The following is a 21036-nucleotide window of genomic DNA, read 5'->3' on the forward strand; positions in this document are numbered from 1 at the left end:
AGAATACGCTCAAAATAGAACTCACTTTCAGCTTGCTTCCAAAAGATCAACCGATCAGCCACCACTTGAAGTCAACATCTGTCGCGACAAAAAAGACTCCGCCACCCGTCTCAGCATCAGAGCATAGAACAGGCGAACCTCGAACAGAGCCATACTCGGAAACCTCCCTCACTCAAAGCTGAGACCGAACTCCCTCCACCCTGTCTCGATGCCAAAGCCTCCAACCTGACCTACAATGAACCCAATGGATCTGACCGCCAAGTCCGCGAAGCTCCACGAAACCCTCCAGCACCTCGGCAGCGTTCTGGTCGCCTACTCCGGCGGCACCGACTCCGCCTACCTCGCCTACGCCGCCCACCAGGCCCTCGGCGACAACATGCAAGCCGTCATCGCCGACTCCCCCTCCCTCCCCCGCGCAGAACTAGCCGCCGCCCTCGCCTTCGCCGCCGATCACAACATCCCCATCCAGATCCTCCGCACCAACGAGCTCGAAAACCCCGACTACCAGCGCAACGATGCCCACCGCTGCTTCCACTGCAAAGACGAGCTCTTCCAGCAGATGGAGCAAGCCCGAGCCCACCGCAACTTCGCCCACATCGCCTACGGCATGAACCTCGACGACCGCGCCGACTTCCGCCCCGGCCAGCAGGCCGCTGCGCAACACCACGCCGTCGCTCCCCTCGTCACCGCCGGTCTCACCAAGCAAGAGATTCGCACCCTCGCCCAGCAAGCCGGCCTCAAGCTCTGGGACAAGCCCGCCAGCGCCTGCCTCTCCTCCCGCATCGAGTACGGCCGCCCCGTCACCCGCGAAAATCTCTCCCAGGTCGAGCAGGCCGAAGAGGCACTCCACGCCCTCGGCTTCCCCCAGGTCCGCGTCCGCCACCACGGCGATCTCGCCCGCATCGAAATCGCCCGCATCGATCTCCCCCGCGCCCTCTCCCTCCCCACCCTCGAAGCCATCACCGCCGCCATCAAACCCCTCGGCTTCCTCTACGTCACCCTCGACACCGAAGGCTACCGCTCCGGCTCCATGAACGACATCCTCCTCGCCGCCTCCGCCATCCTCCCCGCCCGATAAACGCCGAACCCCGAACCTAATACCCCAAACATGAAACAATGACGCCCATGCGTATCGCCTACCTAGACTGCTTCGCCGGCATCAGTGGCGACATGTTCCTCGGAGCCCTTCTCGACGCCGGCCTCGATCCCGCCATCCTCCACGAAGCCGTAACCGCCCTGAACCTCAACGCAACCCTCAAGATCGAAAGAGTAGACCGCAGCGGAATCTCCTCCACCAAGGTCCACGTCTACGAGGGCTTAAGCCTCGCCGAGAGCAATACCGCCGACCCAGCCCATCGTCACGAAAACGAAGAAGCAGATCATTCTCATCAGCATCACCCGAAGACCCAGCACCAGCACAAGACCGGCCATCCTCACACGCACGAGCGCGAACACACCCACGGCCGCTCCCTCGCCGTCATCCGCGACCTCATCACCGCCGCATCCCTCCCCCCTGCCGTCAAACAAACCGCCATCCACACCTTCGAACTCCTCGGCGCCTCCGAAGCAAAGATCCACAACGTCCCCATCGAAAAAATTCACTTCCACGAAGTAGGTGCCGTCGACGCCATCGTCGACATCGTCGCCTCCGCCGCAGGCATCCACGCTCTCGCAATCGACAAGTGGTTTTCCTCCCCAATCAACGTTGGCGGCGGCACAGTGGACTGCGCCCACGGCCGCTTCCCCGTCCCCGCCCCCGCCACAGCCGATCTCCTCCGCGGCCTCCCCACCTACTCCGCCCACATCGAAAAAGAGCTTGTCACCCCTACCGGAGCCGCCCTCCTCCGCGCCCTCGCCCCCACCTTCGGCCCGCAACCAGCCATGCGCGTCGAGCACATCGGCTACGGCGCCGGCACCCGCAACCCGAAGGACTTCCCCAACGTCCTCCGCCTCAGCATCGGCGAAGCCGACAACTCCACCCACGCCGCCCCATCCCTAGAGCACTCCCTCAACAAACACCACCCACACAACTCACAAACCGTCACCGTCCTCGAAACCGCACTCGACGATCTCTCCCCGCAGATCCTCGCCTACGTCTCCGAAACAGCCTTGGCGCAAGGTGCGCTGGACGTCATGCTCACTCCCGTCATCATGAAAAAGGGCCGCCCCGGCACCCTCCTCACTATCCTCTGCAATCCCTCTGACAGCCCCGCCCTCCAGCAACTCATCCTTCGCGAAACCAGCACCCTTGGCCTCCGCATCCGTCAGGACACCCGCGTCTGCGTCGACCGCCACCACGCCACCGTCACCACACCCTACGGCGACATCCGCGTAAAGATCGGGACCCTCAACGGCGAGCAGTGCAACATCGCTCCCGAGTTCGAGGACTGCCGTGCCGCCGCCGCAAAACACAACGTCCCTTTGAAGCTGGTTCAACAAATCGCCATCGCTGCCTACCTCAAATAACCCGCGCCCCGAATCCAAGCCCAGCGCTCGCCCCTAAACCTGCATCCAATCGACAAGTCACACTCTCACCCGAGGAGCACACCATGGAGCGCAGAGACTTTCTCAAATCCGCAACCGCCGCAAGCGTCAGCGCAGCGATCCCGCTCAACGCGCAGGCCTCTCAGCCCCCGACTCAACCCATCAAACGCCCCGAATCCCCCGACATGATCTACCGCGAACTCGGCACCACCGGCGAGCGCGTCTCCGCCATCGGCATGGGCGGCTATCACCTCGGCAAACAGAAGGACCCCGCCGAGAGCATTCAGCTCGTCCATGCGGGCGTTAACCGCGGCATCACCTTCCTCGACAACTGCTGGGACTACAACGACGGCATCTCCGAGGTACGCGTAGGCCAGGCCCTCCGCAACGGCTACCGCCAGAAGGTCTTCCTCATGACCAAGATCGACGGCCGTACCGCCGACGAGTACAACAAGCAACTCGAGCAATCCCTCGGTCGCCTCCAGACCGACATGATCGATCTCGTCCAGTTCCACGAAGTCATCCGCATGGAAGACCCCGACCGCATCTTCGCCTCTGGAGGAGCCATCGAAGCCGCCGTCGCCGCGCAAAAAGCCGGCAAGATTCGTTACATCGGCTTCACCGGCCACAAAGATCCCGCCGTCCATCTCCGCATGCTCGAGACCGCGCAAAAGCACAGCTTCCACTTCGACACCGTCCAGATGCCCATCAACGTCATGGACGCGCACTTCCGCTCCTTCGAAAAAGAGGTCATGCCCGTCGCCCTCAAACAAGGCATCGGCATCCTCGCCATGAAGACCTTCGGCGATCCCTTCATCCTCAAGAGCAACACCGTCCAACCCATCGAAGCCCTCCACTACGGCCTCACCCAGCCCGTCTCGGTCGTCATCACCGGCATCGACAACACCCAAACCCTGGACCAGGCCTTCGAAGCCACCCGCACCTTCAAGCCCCTCGATCAAACCCAGATCAGTTCTCTACTGGCCCGCACCGCCACCGCAGCCAGCGAAGGCAAATTCGAACTCTTCAAAACCACCAACCACTACGACGGCACTGCGGCAAACCCAAAGTGGCTGGGATAGCAAGTCAGCAAGCTAGCGAGAGGCAGCGAGTCATCACGTTAGCGAATGAGGGAGCTTTAACTAAGTTCCCATTTGGACGATCTGTGAGGATCTCTTTTGCTTCTAGGTAGGCCAAGGCTTTAGCCTTGGCAAACAAACCCTCCCGAAGCGTGGGCTTTAGCCCCTGGGGTTTGCTTTCGTAGCATCCGCTTCGCCAAATGCTTCTCCGAATATCCGGGGAGACTTGATCAAAGGTTTCTTGGAAAACAACAGCATCTGCGGCTCGCTATAAGCCGCTCAGCACATCAAGTAAAATCTCGTCAGCAAATGGATCTCCTGTCAAAACCTCTTGGCTGACTCGCTGCCTTTCGCTGACTCGCTACCCCCTATGAACAAAGCCACCCTCCTAGAACTCCTCGCCGCCGTCCAAACCGGAGCCATCACCCCAGCCGCTGCCTCCCAGCGCCTCGCCGACATGCCCTACGAGGACATCGGCCACGCCCGCATCGACCACCACCGCACCCTCCGCACCGGCCTTCCCGAAGTCATCTACGCCCAGGGAAAATCCCCCCAGCAAACAATCGAAATCTTCACCCGCATGGCCGCCGCCGGAACGGACGTCCTCGCCACCCGCGCCGACGACGCCACCGCCACCATGGTTCTCGCCGCCCACCCCAAAGCCATCCACCACCCCTCTGCCCGCGCCATCACCCTCAGGCAATCTCCCCACGAAGACCCAAAGGGCCGCATCGCCATCCTCAGCGCTGGAACCAGCGACCAGCCCATCGCCGAAGAGGCTGCCGTCACCGCCGAGCTCTTCAACGCCAAAGTCACCCGCCTCTACGACGTAGGCGTAGCCGGCCTTCACCGTCTCCTCTCCGTCCGCGACCAACTCACTCAAGCCGACGTCGTGATCGTCTGCGCCGGCATGGAGGGCGCACTCCCCTCCGTTGTCGGCGGATTAGTCGGAGTTCCCGTCATCGCCGTCCCCACCTCGGTCGGCTACGGAGCCAGCTTCGATGGAGCCGCCGCTCTCTTGGGAGTGCTTAACTCCTGTTCCCCAAACGTTACCGTAGTAAATATAGACAACGGCTTCGGCGCAGCCTACACTGCCGTATTAATCGCACGTGCCTCCGTCCGTCGTAGCTGAAGGAACGGGCATTGTTAGCAAAATTCGCTATCAAAGCGTGACGAAAGGCGGTCCTGAAATGCTTCCCCATGACGACAAACCCTGGGCAAAGACCCTTGCACGCACCGTCATCTGTGTGACGATTGTTGGACTGGTCTGCCTGTCGCTCTTTCTCGAGAGCCGCAACATGTTTCACATCCCGGAGATGGTCGGCGTCTTCCTGCTATTTCTCACCATCGTCCCGCCCAACCTCGCCGTGCTTTACCCCTGGATACTTCCCACCCACCACGATCCCAACAACAGCCGCACCACCAAATCCACCGCCCGCTAAACAGCCAATCCTGCCCTCCTGACCGCGAGCAGGTAATCTCGCCGTTGCCGTTGCATTCGCCGTTTTGGTTGTCATTCCCGAAGGGAATCTGCTTCTGTCTTCGCAGTTACTCTTGTCGTTGTCTTTTTTGTCGTCATCTTCACTGGGGAATCTGCTTCTGCTTTCGCCGCCAGCCGCCACTTAAAGCTTGTCAACCCCCAAAAACCCTCAACCCATTCCCCAACAACAACTTACACATGGCGTATGAGTTTCACTCGATCAGGTAAAATAAAAGCAGAGGTGAAAAAGGTCCCGGCCATCCGCCGGGACCTTGCTTTTAATCGGCAACTAGGTGCTAAGTCCTTTGCTGTCACGTATCTGCACGCAACTCCTTTGCCTGCACATATTTAGCAGCCAACACTCAGCGTACCTCTATGCATCCAGGGAATTTACGCGCAGGCAATAAGGGGGGCACCCCCCTTCCGGCCAACCTACTGATTCACCCCGCTGGCAAGAAAGCCGCCATCCACCACAAGGATCTCGCCCGTGATAAACGCTGAAGCATCGCTCGCCAGAAAGATCGCCGCACCCACCAGCTCAGAGGTCTTACCGAAGCGCCCCATGGGAGTTCGCATCAACAACTCTTTGCCCCGATCGCTCTCGTCCAGCAGCTTCTGGTTCAACGCCGTGCGAAAGACGCCGGGAGCAATTGCATTCACCGTCACACCCTGTGCGCTCCACTCCACCGCCAGAGACTTGGTCAACGCTCCAACCGCAGCCTTGCTGGCCGCATAAGCCGTGACCTCCTTCAGGCTCACAAAAGTGTTCAAAGAGGCGATGTTCAAAATGCGCCCGTAGCCGCGCTCGAGCATATGCTTGCCGAAGATCTGGCAGGCTCGCAGCGTTCCAGTCACGTTTGTATCCATGATGCCATCCCAGGTCTCCTCCGTGACACTCAGCGTAGGCTCTCGCTTGATCTTCCCCGCGCAGTTGACGAGGATATCGACCTTGCCGAACGCCTTCACTGTCCCATCCAGCAGCGCCTGCAGGCTCGCCCGATCCGCAACGTCCGAGGTCAGCCGCAGCGACCTCCGCCCCGTAGCCTCGATCTCCTTCGCCGCCTCATCCACCTGCTCTAGCCGCCGCGAACTCGCCACCACATCCGCGCCAGCCTCCGCCAGCCCCACCGCCATCGCCAACCCAATCCCCGACGTACCCCCCACCACCACAGCCGACTTGCCACTCAAATCAAACAACGGATGCCCCATGGAAAACGTCCTCTCTTCTGTCTCAAAAATTTGTCGTCAAACTCGAGTTCCACTCAGCGAAATCTGTGCCAGAATCTGGCTCACGACCTCATCTGGCGATCGATCATTCACGACTCGAATAGCATCGTTCGGCATCTCGAGCGTCGCAAGCTGACTATCCAGCAACCCAGCATTCATGAACTCGTGCTTCCGCGCCGCTAGACGAGCCTCAAGCATCTCCTTCGATGCCTCCAGCAACACGAAGCTTACTGCGCTCTTCGGCATCCCTGCCTGCAGCGTAGCTCGATAGCTAGCCTTCAGCGCCGAGCACGCCAGAACGCCGTTCTTCCCTTCCGCAAACCAGTCCCGCAACAGCCCGTTCAGCACCTCAAGCCACGGCTGACGATCCTCATCGTCGAGCGGATGCCCAGCAGCCATCTTCTGCTTGTTCGCCAGCGGATGGTAATCATCGCCATCGGCAAATACCGCGCCCGCGCGCTCCGCCAGCAGCGTCCCAATAGTCGTCTTGCCCGATCCGCTCACGCCCATCAACACCACAATCATCCAGCAAACCCTCTCACCAACTAGCTCTCGAAGCGACCCTGATAAGCCCAAAGCCCAAGACCAGGATTGGAGATATAGAAGATCTCTTCCCCATCCACTACGTTCCAACCGTCTGCCAGCAAAGCAGGATTGTACTTCGAGGTCATCTCCGCCAGATCGCCATACTCGAAGTTCACGCCTTCGATCTCCTCCCGGGTCAGGTGGCCCGGGCAATAACGAATGGTAAAGCGCCCCTCACTAGACCCATGGATAAGGTGGGCGGCAGCACTTAAATTTCCAGCAAGCTGCGGATCTTCTTTGACAGCTTCTAGTGTTTTAGGAGTGCCGCAGTAGCCGTACTTTCTGATCAAGGTATCGATGGCTGCGTCTTCGCCGAATTCATGGACACCTGGAGCGAGGACGATCAGTTCTGCGTTGTCCGCAAGCGCCATGCGGGTGCGATAGATGCTCTTGTTTCCCAGCCATGTGCTTTTGAACTCGTGTGGATCGAGGAAGACAACTGCCTTCTTAATCTCTCGATCCATCATCTTGAAGTTGACCTTGAGACTGAGAGCTGCGGCGAGTTCGAAGCACTCTGCATCATCACCTATGTAGAGGCCGCGAATGACCAGCTTTCCGTCAGCGTTTTTGGCTACCACCGTCTGCACATAGACAATCGGCATGTGGCTGGCGAAATGTTCGCTCGCGTAGTTCAGCACACGTCGGACAGGAGTATCGGCGCGGCCCATCATGCGTTCCATTCCGTACACCGCACCCAGGAAGTGGCTACGGTGGATTCCAATGGCTCCGCCCGTGCCTATAAATACGTTCTTGTTGTAGTTCGCCATACCGACCACTTCATGAGGAACGACCTGGCCTATGGAGAGGATGAGATCGTGTCCACCGTCACGCAGTAGTTTGTTCACTTGTGCGGGCCAGGTGTAGTCGAGCTTTCCTTCGCTGACTTCGTACATGAATTCGCTGGGTACTTCTCCGAGTGTGACGACGTCGTTGCGCCAGTTGTGGACGCGGAAGAGGCTTCGCGGAGTTGCGCCGTACATGGCTGCAATCTCTTCGTCCGTCATTGGTTTGTGCGTGCCCAGAGCGGGGAGGATGTCGGTGAGTTTATCTTTGTAGTAATGCCACGCAAGTTCAGTGAGGACGCCGCTTTGGGAGTGCATGCGCGTGAAATCGGGCGGAATTGCGAGGACTTTCTTACGCTGGCCGAGTTTGTCCAGGGCCTGGAAGAGGTTTGCCTGCACTTCTGTGGGCGACATCTCCGTTGTCTCGCTGCCAGCGGCGAAAAAGAGGCTCATGAACTTTGATCTTACTCCGGGTAAAGATGCGAACGCGTTGGACTGGACAATGGGACCAGATTGGAAAGCAGATTCAAAAATACTATTTTGCGCGAAAAAAATCTGGACGGTTTGAGCGGGTGCTTTGTGGCTTTTTGCTGGGTTTTTTCGAGGGGGTTGACGGAAAATGGGTGAGTTTATGGTGGTATTTTGCTGGTGTGAACGTGGTGAATTGCGTGGCTAATGTGGTGTTTAAGCAGTCACTTTTCGAGGCTCGAAAAATACGCCACAATTTTGAACTATATTTTTCATCGGCTGGTCTACTCGGATTTGCAGCTGGATTTCTTCCTCCCTCTTCTTCTCGTGAGTTTTTAGAGCTTGTAGGCTTTCCGGACCAGGTTTACGGTGAGGTCCTGAATGACTTCGAAGGCTTCGTCTTCGTCGAGGCGATGTTCGACTACGAGACGGCCTAGGAAGGCGCAGTCGATGCGGCGGGCTACGTCGTGGCGCGAGGGAATGGAGAGGAGGGCGCGGGTGTCGTCGTTGAAGCCGACGGTGTTGTAGAACCCGGCGGTTTCGGTGGCCAGTTCGCGGAAGCGCATCATGCCCTCGGCGGAGTCGTGGAACCACCATGGAGGACCGAGCTTGAGCGCCGGATAGTGACCGGCCAGAGGAGCCAGTTCGCGGGAGAAGGTGGACTCGTCGAGGGTGAAGAGGATGAAGGTGAGTCGCTGGTCGTTTCCATAGCGGTTCAGCAGAGGCTGAAGGGCACGGACGTACTCGGTCTGGGAAGGGATGTCTGCGCCCTTGTCGCGACCGAATCTCTCGTAGAGCTGGCGGTTGTGGTTGCGGACCGAACCGGGGTGGAGCTGCATGGTGAGTCCGTCTTCGACGCTCATGCCGGCCATCTCGGTAAGCATCTGGGCACGGAAGTACTCCTGCTCCTGGGGTACGGAGCGGCCGGAGATGATTCGACCAAAGAGGGAGGCTGCGGTGTCATGGTCCAGGTCGGCTGAGAAAGCTGTGGGGTGGCCGTGATCAGTTGCGGTGGCGCCCATGGACTTGAAGAAGGCGCGGCGGTTGCGGAGTGCGTCGAGATAGCCGTCCCAGGTTGTGGTGTTTTCTCCTGTGATCTCACCGAGCTTCAGGATGTTCGCGAGAAATCCGGTATGGTCGGCGTCGATTACGGAATCCGGACGAAAGGTGGGCAGGATGCGGCCCTTCCAGCCCGACTCCCGGATGGCTTTGTGATACTCGAGACTATCGAGGGGGGGGTCGGTGGTGGAGAGGACTTCGATGTTGAACTGCTCGTAGAGCGCGCGTGGCCGGAACTGGGGGGTTTGCAGTTTCTGCGAGATGATCTCGTAGTACTCGTCTGCGTTCTCCGGGCTGAGACGTTTGGTCAGACCGAATTGATTTTCTAAGGAGTAGTCGAGCCACAGGCGAGTTGGGGTGCCGCGAAAGAGATAGTAGTTTTTTGCGAAGAGGCGCCAGACCTCTTTTGGGTCGACGGATGCGGCGGTGCCGTCGAGTGGAGGGATGCCGATTGACTCCAGCGAGATTCCCTGCGAGTAGAGCATGCGAAAGATGTAGTGGTCAGGCTGGATGAAGAGAGCTGTGGGATTGGCGAAGGCTTCGTTCTCGGCGAACCAGCGCGGGTCGGTGTGCCCATGGGGCGAGAGGATGGGCAGATCCCGCACTGTCTCATAGAGTCTTGCTGAGACTGACCGCGCGTCGCTCTCAGCGGGAAAGAGTCTGTTTGGGTCGAGAATCATCCTTCATCACCTCTTCAATGGCTGCGGGCTTGGGAATGCCTGCACCATGAAGCGTACCAAAGATTTAGCCGTACCTCGAACAAAAGGTAGGAATTGGCCTACTGTAACCTTTTTGGATGGCTGCCGTCGCATAGTAGAAGGCTGGGTTTCCTAATGTTTGATTCGGATGTGAGCCGGGACGACCGGTCACGAAAGATGACCAGACGGGTGTTTGTGGCAGGCGGGGCTGCGGTTGCAGCTTCTTATGCTGTGCTGGTGATGCGGAGAGCCCCCGGCGTCGAGGCCAGCGTGGCGATCCATGGCACACCGGGCGAGGTCACGATCGTCAACTTCAGCAATGACGGAAAGAACCTGGGTAAGCAGACGGTTGCAAAGATCGTGAAGACCGATGGCGAGTGGCTTCGACAGCTGGGCAAAAACTCGTTCGAGATCTCGAGAGAGGCGGATACCGAGATGCCCTATTCGGGCGTAAGCCTGAACGAGCATGGCAAAGGTGTCTTTCGCTGCATCGGCTGCGACACGGCGTTGTTCGATTCGCAGACGAAGTTCGAATCGGGTACAGGTTGGCCAAGCTTCTGGGCGCCGATTGCGAAGGAGAATGTTGCCGAGGTAACGGACCGTTCCATGGGGATAGAGCGCATCGAGGTGAAGTGTATGCGGTGCGAGGGGCATTTGGGGCATGTCTTTGACGATGGCCCTGCGCCGACGGGACTGAGATATTGCATGAACTCGGCTTCAATGAAGTTTGAGAAGGCTTAGCTGGCGCCGATCTTATCCACCTTGAAGTGTTCATAAGGTTGATGCAGGCTGCAGCAATCGAAGAGCAAAAGCAAAATACGGGGGTCTCTCCACTACGTCGCGCGATAAGACTGCGCGACTTCGGTCGAGATGACGAGCCGTAAGGGATTGACGAAGTCACGAGGACTAAGACGAGCCACAAAGAACTATCGGTGTGTGCGAGGACTGAGACGAGCCACAAGGACTCTCGGTGTTACAAATTCCCGTCCCTGCAACGGAAACCGCTTCAGAGATAAAAAAGGCACCCCGAGGGGTGCCTTTTTATGTAAGTGCAGAGGCTACTACGGGAGGTAGTAACGCATGCTGGTGAAGACCATGTTGTTGGTGGCCTTGGGGCTGCCGTAGGTGGTGGTGGTTGCACCGGTGGCGCTTGTGATACCAGACCACGCATCACGCGTGAGATAGCTGTACTGCATCTGGTACTGGAGGCGTCCGTACTTGGGGTTGGTGTAGATGCGGTAGGTGAATCCTGCCGTTCCTTCGAAGATGGCACGGGTTGCGCCAGCGCAGCTTCCTGCGCCTGCGGGGTTATAGGGAGCAGAGCCTGCGAAGGGGTTGGTGGTGGTGGCTGTGGGCAGGCCTTCGGTGGAGCAGCCGGAGTCGACTGCGTTTCGCGGCGCGTATCCGATCTGTTTGCCGGCTGAGGCGCCGAGCGTGCTGAGGTAGACGGTGCGCTGGGCGTACTCGCCACCGAAGTAACCGAATACATCGAGCTTCTTGGCGGGGTGAAGCTCAAGCGAGCCAAGAGCTTGGTAGTTCTTAATGGGCGCGAGTGTCCCGTCAGGATGGACGGTGATATCGGGCAGGGTGGAGGTGCCGTAACGGCCTACGCCGGTGCCACCGAGGAAGTGAACGCCGAAGTCAGCAAAGTGCGTAACGGGGACGCGGGCGTTGGCGAAGAAGCCGCCGCCGACCTTGGTGTTGTTGGCCGCACCAGCAGCCGACGGAACGGTGAGGGTCTGGTTGGGGTAGTAGCGGTCACGGAACCAGCGACCCAAGCCGCCAGCCTCGAAGTGACCAACCTTGGCATCGTAGGTGAATTTGACGATGACGTCAGGGGCGATGTTATTGGAGTAGTTCGCAGTGAGGTTATAGAGACCACCGCCAGTACCAGCGTTTCCGATGAAGAAGTTATTGTTGGCGTTGGAGGCGGAGTAGACGTACTCGGCCTGTTCGACGGAGATGGCACCGGTGAGGCCACCGAGTTTCTGCTGGAACCTGACGCCTGGCTGACGCTCCCAGCTAAAACCGACTTGGTACTGCGCGTCGATGGTCATTGGGAGATTTTCGGTGCGGTTGTCGGTGCTCTTCTTGGTTTCGGTGACGAGCGACCACATCTGACCGCCGGTTACCGTGAAGCCGCTGTTGGTGGCGGCCTGACCCCAGATCTGACGCTGACGGAGAGTGTAGCTGTTGCTCTGGTTGTCGTTGCTGGTGGCGCCTGCGGAGAGGAAGTCAGCTTCGACGTAGCCCGACAGCTTGAACGGACCGGGGTTGGCGACAAAGAGTGCGCCGATGCGGCTCTGACGGCCAGAGAAGTTGAATTCGCTGGTGTTGGACTGAGCTGCGCCAGGGTACGGGGTGGAGTTGAATGGCGTGTTGACGTCGGAGTTGAGCGAACGCTGACGGTAGACGGATTCAGCCGCGAAGAAGGCAACGGGGGTAATCGCTACTCCCTTGTAGTGGATTGCCAGAGGCGACTCGAGTTCGTCCGAAATGGTCTTCTTGGTGTCGCTGATGGTCTGGGCGAGGCCGACGTTGGTGGTCTTGAGGTCGGTTACGGTGCTGTTCAAGTTCGAGACCGCCTCGGTGTTGGCCGAGAGGTTCGAGCTGAGGCTGTCCGCCTTGGCCGATGCACTGGCAGCTGCGGTCTGGGCGTCCTGAGCGGACTGCTGAGCGGCCGCAAGCTTCGCGTCCTTATCGGCATTCTGCTGTTTGAGAGCATCGATCTGGGCCTGTTGGCTCAGCATCTGCTCACGCAGCTCGCGGATCTGGCGTGCCAACGGGCTCTCGACGGGCGCCTTTTTGTGAACTGGCGCCTTGCTGGTCGTCTTTTTCGTTGCCGTGCTGGTTTGCGCCTGGAGAGATATTGAACTGATAACCAATATCGCCGCCATAGTCGCTCGTAGTTGCTTCGTCATGGAACCTCGCAAAAGTATGAAAAGGCACAAGGACAACAAGAAAGGGTGCGGGGCTTAGGCCCACTCCAACTCTCTTCCTTTGCTCTTTGACTTATGCTCACAAAGTCGTGTGAACAGAGGAATAATTTGTGCGGTATTCACCGAGAAAATACGTTTCACTGTGGATATTTTTTCGAACTCCGGTAATTTTTTCTGATTTGCCGGAATGAATTGAGTAACCCCTCGCGTCGCGGAACTGATTTACCGTTATCTTCATGCACTCTTACCGACTTGGCGCTCTCATTGTGGGCTTTGGCCTGTTTGCTTCTGTCGCATCTGCTCAGTCTTCTATTAAATTGATCCCGAGGCCGCGTGAGATCCATGCAACGGGGGATGAGGTGCTGACGCATGGGGTGGGTATTTTCTGCGTGGCTCCCTGTGCTGTGGAGGACCGTTTTGCGGCGGACGATTTGGCCGCGTCGCTGAAGGAACGCGACATTGTGGGGTCGACGGGCGCGGTTTCGATTGAGTTGGCACGAACGAGTGCTCATCCGGAGGTGAAGTTTACCGAGGAGATGAAGGCTGAAGGCTACGTGATCGCCGCAGGTGGGGGTGGGCTGCAGGTGATTGGGGATTCGGCGGCGGGTCTGTTTTATGGGGTGCAGACGGTTAAGCAGCTGATTGAAGGGGATGGGGCGAAGGCGGTTCTGCATGCGGCGAATGTGAGGGATTGGCCGACGATGAAGTATCGCGGGCTGGATGACGATCTGTCGCGGGGGCCGGTGACGACACTGGAGTTTCAGAAGCACCTGATTCGGACGCTGGCGGCTTATAAGGTGAATTTGTATTCTCCGTACTTTGAACATACGCAGCAGTATGCTTCGAATCCGCTGATGGCTCCGCCGGGCGGGAGTGTTTCGGCGGAGGAGACCCGGGAACTGGTGGAGTATGCGCGGCTGTACCACATTGATGTGGTGCCGGAGCAGGAGGCGTTTGGGCACCTGCACCATAATCTGGCGTGGGAGCAGTATCAGCCGCTGGCGGAGACTCCGCATGGCGCGGTGCTGGCGCCGGGGCAGCCGGGGTCGATTGCGCTGATCAAGCAGATGTTTACAGAGCTAGCGGCGCTGTATCCGGGGCCGTTTTTGCATATCGGCGCGGATGAGACGGTTGACCTGGGACTCGGGCAGACCAAGGCTGACGTGGACACGCGAGGGCTGGGGCCAGTTTATCTGGATTTTCTGCAGCGAATTGTGACGGAGTTGAAGCCGCTCAATAGAAGGTTCCTGTTTTGGGGGGATATCGCGCATGATTCGCCGGACTTGCTGAAGGATCTGCCGCAGTCGTTCAAGGATTCGACGATCGCGGTTTCTTGGGTTTATACCCCGGAGGCTCGTGGGTATGACCGGTTCTTGACGCCGTTTACGAATGCGGGGATGGAGACTTGGGTGGCTCCGAGCGTGAACAACTTCAGGAAGGTTTATCCGAACAACAACTATGCGCTCGAAAATATTCAGCGGTTTACGGCCGACGGGCAACGGCTGGGGTCTACCGGACAGCTGAACACGATCTGGAATGATGACGGGGAGGGGCTCTTCAATCAGGATTGGTATGGGATTCTGTTTGGTGCAGCGGCGGCTTGGCAGAAGGGCGAGTCTTCCATTCCAGAGTTCCAGAACTCTTACGCGCAGGTGTTTCACGGCGACGCGACTGGCTATCTGAATGAGGCGCAGAAGGAGATGATGCTGGCGCACTCAGTGTTGAAGGACCAGGCCAAGGAAGGGGATGGGACCAACAGCATCTTCTGGCTGGACCCGATGTCGAAGGATGGGATCAGGATCGGGGCGCAGGTGCTTCCGTATGCACATGAGTTGCGGCTTCATGCGGAGCGAGCGCTGACTCTGATTGCACAGGCAAGGGCTGCTGCGCCTGCGTCACCTACGGTTTCTGCAGGGCCTAAGGCTTATGATCCTGCGGACTCCTATCCTAGTGCGCCTACGACGCTTCGGGAGACTGCGGCTATCGACGCACTTGAACTAGGCGCTCGACGGATGGATCTGATCGGGTTGAAGTTTCAGCTGTCGGAGGAGATTGCAGAGGGTTATCAACGCGCCTACGCGATGCAGAACACGACGGATAAGAAGCAGCGCATGAGTGTGAGCCGTGAACTGTCGGATATCAACGGCGTGAATGGCCGGATTCAGGACTTCATTGACGCCTATTCCCTGCTGCGTGATCTGTACGAGCAGGCGTGGTACCGGTCGAATCGCGCGTATGCGCTGCGGCCGACGCTGGAGCACTACGACTACACGGTTGGAATCTGGGAGGGTCGGAGCGACAGGCTTCGAAGTGCGCAGCGTCAGTGGTCGGATACACACACGCTGCCGCCGGCTGCGGACCTGGGGATACCACCTCCGGCTCCGGCGGCGAAATGAGTCTGTTTTTGTGCGTTGAGTAGCGCTTAGGTCGCGAAATCAGGCAATCTAAAAGATCATGCTTTCGACGGACTCCATCGGCCCCTCACTCGGAATTGATTTCGGCACAACGAACAGCTCCATCGCGTTTACCCGCGGGAATGGCGAGGTGGAGTTGGTCTCTTTTCCTGCGGGAGCGGCAACTACGGAGTCATTCCGCTCTGTGCTTTACCTGGAGCAGCACAGGCATGCGAGCCGCACGCAGATTAAAGGATTCACCGGGCCGCAGGCGATTGAGCACTATCTTCGTGCCGAGCATAAGGGCCGGCTGATTCAGTCTCTCAAGTCTTATCTCTCTAGCCGGACGTTGACCGGAACTGAAGTTTTTGGGCGGCGTTACACCATTGAAGACCTGATCGCTCGTATCCTCACCGATCTGAGATTGTCTGCTGAGCGGCAGTTGGGACGCCCAGTGCGCCAGGCCACGGTAGGGCGACCTGTGCGCTTTGTTGGCGCAGAGAGCGTAGAAGATGATGACTTTGCCATGCAGCGGCTGCGACACGCGTTCGTTCATGCCGGTTTTGAGTCGGTCGAGTTTGAGATGGAACCGATTGCGGCGGCTTACGCTTACGAGTCCACGCTCGATCACGACGAACTGATTTTGATTGGGGACTTCGGCGGGGGTACAAGCGACTTCTCGTTGCTGCATGTTGGCCCCGGCGTTCGCGCGCGAGGTCGAACGGCGAAGGATCTTCTGGGCAACAGCGGGCTGGGGCTGGCGGGTGACAGCTTCGACGCGCGGATCGTTCGGAAGCTGGTTTCTCCGGCGCTGGGGTCTGACAGTTTGGAGCGGTCTTACGCTCAGGCTCGGGACCGTCCGGCTAGCATCATCCCGGCGGCTCCGGCGTGGATCTATGCCAACCTGGAGCGCTGGCACTACCTCTCGTTTCTGAAGACGCGAAACGTCGCGGAGATTCTGAAGAGTGCACGGGCACGGGCGCAGGAGCCGGAGAAGATCGAAGCGCTCATCAATTTGATCGAAGAGGACCTTGGATACCAGCTGCATCAGGCTGTCCAGCGTTTGAAGGTTGACTTGTCACATCACGAGTCTGCCGAGTTTCATTTTCGCGATGGCAGTATGGACCTTGTTGCGACGGTTGAGCGCAAGGAGTTTGAAGGATGGATCGTGGAAGAGTTGCAATCAATCGAGCGGTGCGTCGATACTCTGCTGGCTACAAGCAATATTCCTGCCAGAGAGGTTGACCGGGTGTTTTTGACTGGAGGAACCAGCTTCGTTCCTGCAGTGCGGCGTATCTTCGAATCCCGGTTCGGTGCATCTCGTGTGCGCACTGGCAATGAATTTACTTCGGTGGCGCGGGGGCTTGCACTGCGTGCCGAAGAGGTTCGACTAACGGGAAGCTAGGGCAAGAGGCTTAGGGCGTCCCGCCGGACGGGCGCCCTTCGCGGGCGGCGGTCACTTCGTGACTTGTATACCCCTTCGGTTGGCGCTCCCGTTGGTCGCGAGTTGTCTTTCTTTCCGGACCTGCGGCGTTTCGGTCTGATCGGTCATGCGTCCTAGTCTAGTGGTTTCAGGTTCGGCACCTCTGGGGAGAACAAGCGCTACTTGTGGCAGGCTATCGCTATACACTGGCACGAATGTATGTTGCCGTAACTCCAACGCGCCTTCATCCCTTCGATCTCGGTTTGATCGTCGTTTATCTGATCGGAATCACTCTCTTCGGCCTGCGGTTTCGGAGTGGCAAAGATCCAAATGCGAGATCGCTGCGCAGCTATTTTCTGGCTGACCAGACGATTCCATGGTGGGCGATTGCGCTGTCGATCGTCTCTGCGGAGACGAGTACGCTGACGATCATCAGCATTCCGGGAGTCGCGTTTGCAGGGGACTTCGGGTTTCTGCAGATTGTGATCGGGTACATGCTGGGCCGCGTGGTGGTGGCGTTGATCTTTCTGCCTAAATATTTTGAGGGGCGAATGTTGACCGCTTATCAGCTGATCGATCAGCGCTTCGGACATACGCTGCACAAGGTGACCGCGGGATTGTTTCTGCTGACTCGGGCGGCGGCTGAAGGAGTGCGGGTGTTCGCGGTGAGCATCGTGGTAGGGATCGCGATTGGGACGCGGGATGTGCTGTCGATTGGAATTATCTCGGCGCTTACGCTGCTGTATACGTTTGAGGGCGGGATGGCGGCGGTGATCTGGACCGATGTGGTGCAGATGGCGATCTACATCGGCGGGACGATGGTTGCGATCTTTACGCTGGGGACGCATGTACCAGGGGGATGGTCGCAGATACATGAAGTCGCGGCGGCGGCGGGTAAGTTTCGGCTCTTTCACTTTGCGCTGAACCTGACGCAGAGTTATACGTTCTGGGCAGGCGTACTGGGGGGGACGTTCCTGACGATGGCGTCGCATGGCACGGATCAGTTGATGGTGCAGAGGATGCTGGCGGCTCGGAATTTGCGCGAGTCACGGCTGGCATTGCTGGCTAGCGGTGCGGTGATTTTTTTGCAGTTCACGTTGTTTCTATTGATTGGTGTGGGGTTGTATGTCTTCTACGGTCTGCATCCTGCGGTGTTCGCGTCGGCTGATCGGATCTTCCCGACGTTTATTGTGCGGGAGATGCCGATTGGGATCGCCGGGCTTCTGGTAGCGGCGATTCTTGCAGCGGCGATGTCGAATTTGAGCGCGGCGTTGAACTCGCTTTCTTCGACGACGGTGGTGGACTTCTACATGCATTGGCGGCCGGAGGCGGATGACCGTGAACGGATGATGATCTCGCGCTCGAGCACGGTTGTTTGGGCGCTGGTGCTGTTTGGGGTCGCGATGTATAGCGTGTTTGCTGGCGGGAAGGGCCACGTGGTAGAGGTAGGGTTGTCGATTGCTTCGGTGGCCTATGGTGCTTTGCTGGGTGTGTTTCTGCTCGGGACGCTGACTCGATATGCCACGCAGACGGGAGCGATTCTAGGAATGATCTGCGGGTTTGGGTTGAATCTTTTGCTCTGGCTCTCTCCGGGTGTGATCAAGGTGGGACCAGTCACGATTCCGCACATCGCGTTCACCTGGTATGTGCTGATTGGGTCGATTGTTACGTTCGTAGTTGGGTCGGTTGGAAGCTTGCTGTTTCGAGGGGATGGCACGACGCAGAAGTCGCAGCGCACTACGGCTAAGGCGGCTGGACTTGTGATCGCGCTGTCTCTTCCGTTTCTGCTTTCTCCACGAGGGGCTGCGGAGACGAATAAGGGATACGACTTCAGCGCGGTCTCGACGCTTGTGGATGAGGCGATAAGCGCGAAGAAGATACCGGGTGCAGTGGTGCTCATCAACCACGATGGCAGAACTGTGTTTGAAAAGGCATTTGGGAATCGTGCACTTGAGCCTGCGGTGGAGCCGATGACGGAAGATACGGTCTTCGATATGGCTTCACTGACGAAGTGTCTGGTTACGGCTACGGCCGTGATGCAGCTCTATGAGGCGCATAAGCTGCAGTTCGACGAGCCGGTGGCAAAGTATCTGCCGGAGTTCGCGGTGAATGGGAAGCAGGCGGTTACGATTCGTGAGTTGCTGACGCACTACTCGGGCTTGCCAGAGGATATTGACCTGAAAGATGCGTGGGGATTGGCTGCTCCGGACAAGGCGGAGGGGATTCGGCGGGCAATGAATGCGACGCTGGAGACTGTGCCGGGAACGCACTTCAAGTATTCGGATATTAACTTCATCACGTTAGGGGTGCTGGTGGAGAAGATCAGTGGGCAGCCGCTGGAGCAGTATGCGCAGGAGCATATTTTTGGGCCGCTGGGGATGACGCACACGCGCTACCTCCCAATGGACAAGGCTTGTGGAACGTTGCCGGATGGTGCAGGTTCGTATACCAGCGCTGGAGGCCATGGGTTTGACCGATGCAAAGCGGATGGATGGCTTCGGGAGAGATGGATTCCGAACATTGCTCCCACTGCTTATGACGATCAAGGGACGGCGGCTACGAATCCTGACTTTGGCCGGATGCTGCGCGGGACCGTGCATGATCCGACGACTCGGCGGATGGGCGGTGTTGCGGGGCATGCTGGAGTATTTTCTAAGTCTGCGGATGTCTCGCTGTTCGCCCAGGGATTGTTGGATCGGCTTGCGGGTAGACCGAGTAACTTTCCGTTGAGTCAGGCGACGCTGAAGTTGATGACGGAGCCGGAGCAGCCGTCTACTGCGGTGAGCGGCGCAACGATCTTTACTCCGGACGGAAAGACGACTACAGGCGTTGCGGTGCGAGGATTTGGCTGGGATATAAATTCGGCGTATTCGCGGCCGCGGGGCGAGGTGTTTCCAATTGGGAGCTTCGGGCATACGGGATTTACTGGGACGTCGTTGTGGATGGATCCAGAGAGCGACAGCTTCGTTGTTGTTTTGTCGAATGCGATTCATCCCCGCGGTGCACCACCTATCTCGATGTTGCGGGGGCAAGTGGCCTCTGCTGCGGCCCGTGCGATGCGAATTGGCGCGGAGCATGCAACGACTTTTGCCAGCAGTCAGACGCTCACGGGAGTTGATGTGTTGGAGGCTACTCATTTCGAGGCTCTGGCGGAGGCTGCGAAACGCCACGGCAATCACTTGAGACTGGGGTTGCTGACGAATCAGACCGGAGTTGACCGCGAGGGCAGGCGGACGATCGACATATTGCAGCACAGCTTGCCGGAGGTTGAGCTGAAGACGTTGTTCTCTCCCGAGCATGGCCTTCTGGGGACCAAAGATGTTGTCAAGATCGGCAATGATGTGGATCCTGCGACCAAACTTCCGATACTGAGTCTGTATGGCGCGAAGCCTGAGCAGCGCCATCCCAGCCTCGAATCTCTGAAGAATCTGGATGCCGTGGTGATTGATCTGCAGGATGTTGGCGTTCGGTTCTTCACGTATGAGACCCTGGTTGGATATTTTCTCGAGGCAGCGGCGCAGGCTCACATCGAGATTATTCTGCTGGATCGTCCCAACCCCAACGGAGGTGTGGCGGTACAGGGGCCGGTGTCTGATGCAGGGGCCGAGTCCTATAACAACTACATGTCGATGCCTGTGCGAAACGGCATGACTCTCGGGGAGCTTGCGCTTTACTTCAACAGCGAACGGCGAGTTTCGGGTCCTACCTCGCCTAACATTCTGGTTCCTATTCATGCGCAGCTAGTTGTGGTGCCGATGCAGAACTGGTCTCGCACACAGTACTTTGATGAGACGGGACTGAAGTGGATCAATCCGAGCCCGAACCTGCGGACTCCGGCGGCGGCTACGCTCTATCCTGCTGTGGGCCTGGCTGAGATGACGAACATCTCCGTTGGCCGCGGAACAGACAAACCTTATGAGCATATTGGCGCACCCTACATTAATGCGCCGGAGTTGGCGGCATACCTGACCGCGCGAAAGATTTCCGGGGTAAGTTTCGCACCGACTAACTTTGCGGTGGCAGAGGACTCCAACCACTATCCCTCTCATGGGAAGACGATCCCTGGGATTGCTTTTACTGTGACGGATCGAGCTGTTTTCAACTCCCCTGAGATGGGGATCGAACTGCTCAGCGCGTTGCACCATCTCTATCCAGAGTTTCAGCTGGCAAAGGCCGCGTACTTGGTGACTAACGTGGATACGATGCAGTCGCTGACCAACCTGGACGACCCCCGTAAGATTGCAGCTGGATGGGCGAGGGAACTGGCTGCTTTCGAGCGCCAACGCGAAAACTACCTGCTTTACAAGTAATCCGCTTGTGACACGAATTGTGTACCATTCGCAGAGCCGGAAGTCATAATATCCCTTGGTTTCTTCGCCTTATTTACGTCACAATAGTGAAACGCTCCCAGATCGAAGG

14 protein-coding genes are annotated in these 21036 nt (G+C 58.2%); 9 read left to right on the top strand and 5 right to left on the bottom strand.

What is annotated here, in order from left to right:
- The first annotated feature begins 244 nt into the window (after positions 1–244).
- From larE to RBB75_RS20000, 5 genes are all read left to right on the top strand, one after another.
- On the top strand, positions 245–1078 hold the full coding sequence (gene larE, locus RBB75_RS19980) for an ATP-dependent sacrificial sulfur transferase LarE (RefSeq protein ID WP_353069088.1): 834 nt from the start codon (positions 245–247) through the stop codon (positions 1076–1078).
- A 38-nt stretch (positions 1079–1116) separates the two neighbouring features.
- Positions 1117–2466: a nickel pincer cofactor biosynthesis protein LarC gene (gene larC / locus RBB75_RS19985; RefSeq protein WP_353069089.1), complete on the top strand. Its 1350-nt coding sequence runs from the start codon at positions 1117–1119 to the stop codon at positions 2464–2466.
- Positions 2467–2549: 83 nt separating this feature from the next.
- Positions 2550–3566: an aldo/keto reductase gene (locus RBB75_RS19990; protein WP_353069090.1), complete on the top strand. Its 1017-nt coding sequence runs from the start codon at positions 2550–2552 to the stop codon at positions 3564–3566.
- A 367-nt stretch (positions 3567–3933) separates the two neighbouring features.
- Entirely contained in the window at positions 3934–4695 is a 762-nt protein-coding gene (gene larB / locus RBB75_RS19995; RefSeq protein ID WP_179638362.1) for a nickel pincer cofactor biosynthesis protein LarB, read from the top strand.
- 58 nt (positions 4696–4753) lie between these two features.
- Entirely contained in the window at positions 4754–5005 is a 252-nt protein-coding gene (locus RBB75_RS20000) for a hypothetical protein (RefSeq protein ID WP_179638363.1), read from the top strand.
- 470 nt (positions 5006–5475) lie between these two features.
- On the opposite strand, the gene RBB75_RS20005 is transcribed toward RBB75_RS20000, so the two are convergent.
- From RBB75_RS20005 to uxaC, 4 genes are all read right to left on the bottom strand, one after another.
- The gene (locus RBB75_RS20005; protein ID WP_179638364.1) at positions 5476–6252 is read right to left on the bottom strand and encodes an SDR family NAD(P)-dependent oxidoreductase; all 777 of its coding nucleotides are present in this window, start codon (positions 6250–6252) and stop codon (positions 5476–5478) included.
- 36 nt (positions 6253–6288) lie between these two features.
- Positions 6289–6795 (bottom strand): gluconokinase, encoded by a 507-nt coding sequence (locus RBB75_RS20010; protein WP_179638365.1) that lies wholly within the window; start codon positions 6793–6795, stop codon positions 6289–6291.
- 20 nt (positions 6796–6815) lie between these two features.
- The gene (locus RBB75_RS20015; RefSeq protein WP_179638366.1) at positions 6816–8090 is read right to left on the bottom strand and encodes a lactate racemase domain-containing protein; all 1275 of its coding nucleotides are present in this window, start codon (positions 8088–8090) and stop codon (positions 6816–6818) included.
- Between the two features lie 350 nt (positions 8091–8440).
- On the bottom strand, positions 8441–9844 hold the full coding sequence (uxaC, locus tag RBB75_RS20020) for a glucuronate isomerase (RefSeq protein ID WP_353069091.1): 1404 nt from the start codon (positions 9842–9844) through the stop codon (positions 8441–8443).
- Positions 9845–10039: 195 nt separating this feature from the next.
- Between uxaC and msrB the strand changes: the two genes are divergently transcribed.
- Positions 10040–10603 carry a peptide-methionine (R)-S-oxide reductase MsrB gene (gene msrB / locus RBB75_RS20025; RefSeq protein WP_353069092.1) on the top strand — a complete coding sequence of 188 codons (564 nt, stop codon included), beginning with the start codon at positions 10040–10042 and terminating at the stop codon, positions 10601–10603.
- 320 nt (positions 10604–10923) lie between these two features.
- On the opposite strand, the gene RBB75_RS20030 is transcribed toward msrB, so the two are convergent.
- Positions 10924–12645: a hypothetical protein gene (locus RBB75_RS20030; RefSeq protein WP_257030957.1), complete on the bottom strand. Its 1722-nt coding sequence runs from the start codon at positions 12643–12645 to the stop codon at positions 10924–10926.
- Between the two features lie 392 nt (positions 12646–13037).
- Here RBB75_RS20030 and RBB75_RS20035 point away from each other — a divergent pair, with 392 nt between their 5' ends.
- The 3 genes from RBB75_RS20035 to RBB75_RS20045 all read left to right on the top strand — a co-directional run bounded on the left by RBB75_RS20035 (position 13038) and on the right by RBB75_RS20045 (position 20927).
- Entirely contained in the window at positions 13038–15197 is a 2160-nt protein-coding gene (locus RBB75_RS20035; protein ID WP_353069093.1) for a beta-N-acetylhexosaminidase, read from the top strand.
- A gap of 58 nt (positions 15198–15255) precedes the next feature.
- Complete coding sequence (locus RBB75_RS20040) at positions 15256–16599, top strand: Hsp70 family protein (RefSeq protein ID WP_353069094.1); 1344 nt, start codon at positions 15256–15258, stop codon at positions 16597–16599.
- A 233-nt stretch (positions 16600–16832) separates the two neighbouring features.
- Entirely contained in the window at positions 16833–20927 is a 4095-nt protein-coding gene (locus RBB75_RS20045) for a sodium:solute symporter family transporter (protein WP_434557159.1), read from the top strand.
- The last annotated feature ends 109 nt before the right edge of the window (positions 20928–21036 follow it).

This window comes from Tunturibacter empetritectus (genome assembly GCF_040358985.1).
GTDB lineage: Bacteria > Acidobacteriota > Terriglobia > Terriglobales > Acidobacteriaceae > Edaphobacter > Edaphobacter empetritectus.

Coding starts and splice junctions, on each gene's coding strand:
- msrB (WP_353069092.1), top strand. CDS start 10,040: ATGACCAGACGGGTGTTTGTGGCAGGCGGGGCTGCGGTTGCAGCTTCT.
- uxaC (WP_353069091.1), bottom strand. CDS start 9,844: ATGATTCTCGACCCAAACAGACTCTTTCCCGCTGAGAGCGACGCGCGG.
- RBB75_RS20005 (WP_179638364.1), bottom strand. CDS start 6,252: ATGGGGCATCCGTTGTTTGATTTGAGTGGCAAGTCGGCTGTGGTGGTG.
- RBB75_RS20000 (WP_179638363.1), top strand. CDS start 4,754: ATGCTTCCCCATGACGACAAACCCTGGGCAAAGACCCTTGCACGCACC.
- RBB75_RS19990 (WP_353069090.1), top strand. CDS start 2,550: ATGGAGCGCAGAGACTTTCTCAAATCCGCAACCGCCGCAAGCGTCAGC.
- RBB75_RS20015 (WP_179638366.1), bottom strand. CDS start 8,090: ATGAGCCTCTTTTTCGCCGCTGGCAGCGAGACAACGGAGATGTCGCCC.
- RBB75_RS20010 (WP_179638365.1), bottom strand. CDS start 6,795: ATGATTGTGGTGTTGATGGGCGTGAGCGGATCGGGCAAGACGACTATT.
- RBB75_RS20035 (WP_353069093.1), top strand. CDS start 13,038: ATGCACTCTTACCGACTTGGCGCTCTCATTGTGGGCTTTGGCCTGTTT.
- RBB75_RS20040 (WP_353069094.1), top strand. CDS start 15,256: ATGCTTTCGACGGACTCCATCGGCCCCTCACTCGGAATTGATTTCGGC.
- larB (WP_179638362.1), top strand. CDS start 3,934: ATGAACAAAGCCACCCTCCTAGAACTCCTCGCCGCCGTCCAAACCGGA.
- RBB75_RS20045 (WP_434557159.1), top strand. CDS start 16,833: ATGTATGTTGCCGTAACTCCAACGCGCCTTCATCCCTTCGATCTCGGT.
- larC (WP_353069089.1), top strand. CDS start 1,117: ATGACGCCCATGCGTATCGCCTACCTAGACTGCTTCGCCGGCATCAGT.
- larE (WP_353069088.1), top strand. CDS start 245: ATGGATCTGACCGCCAAGTCCGCGAAGCTCCACGAAACCCTCCAGCAC.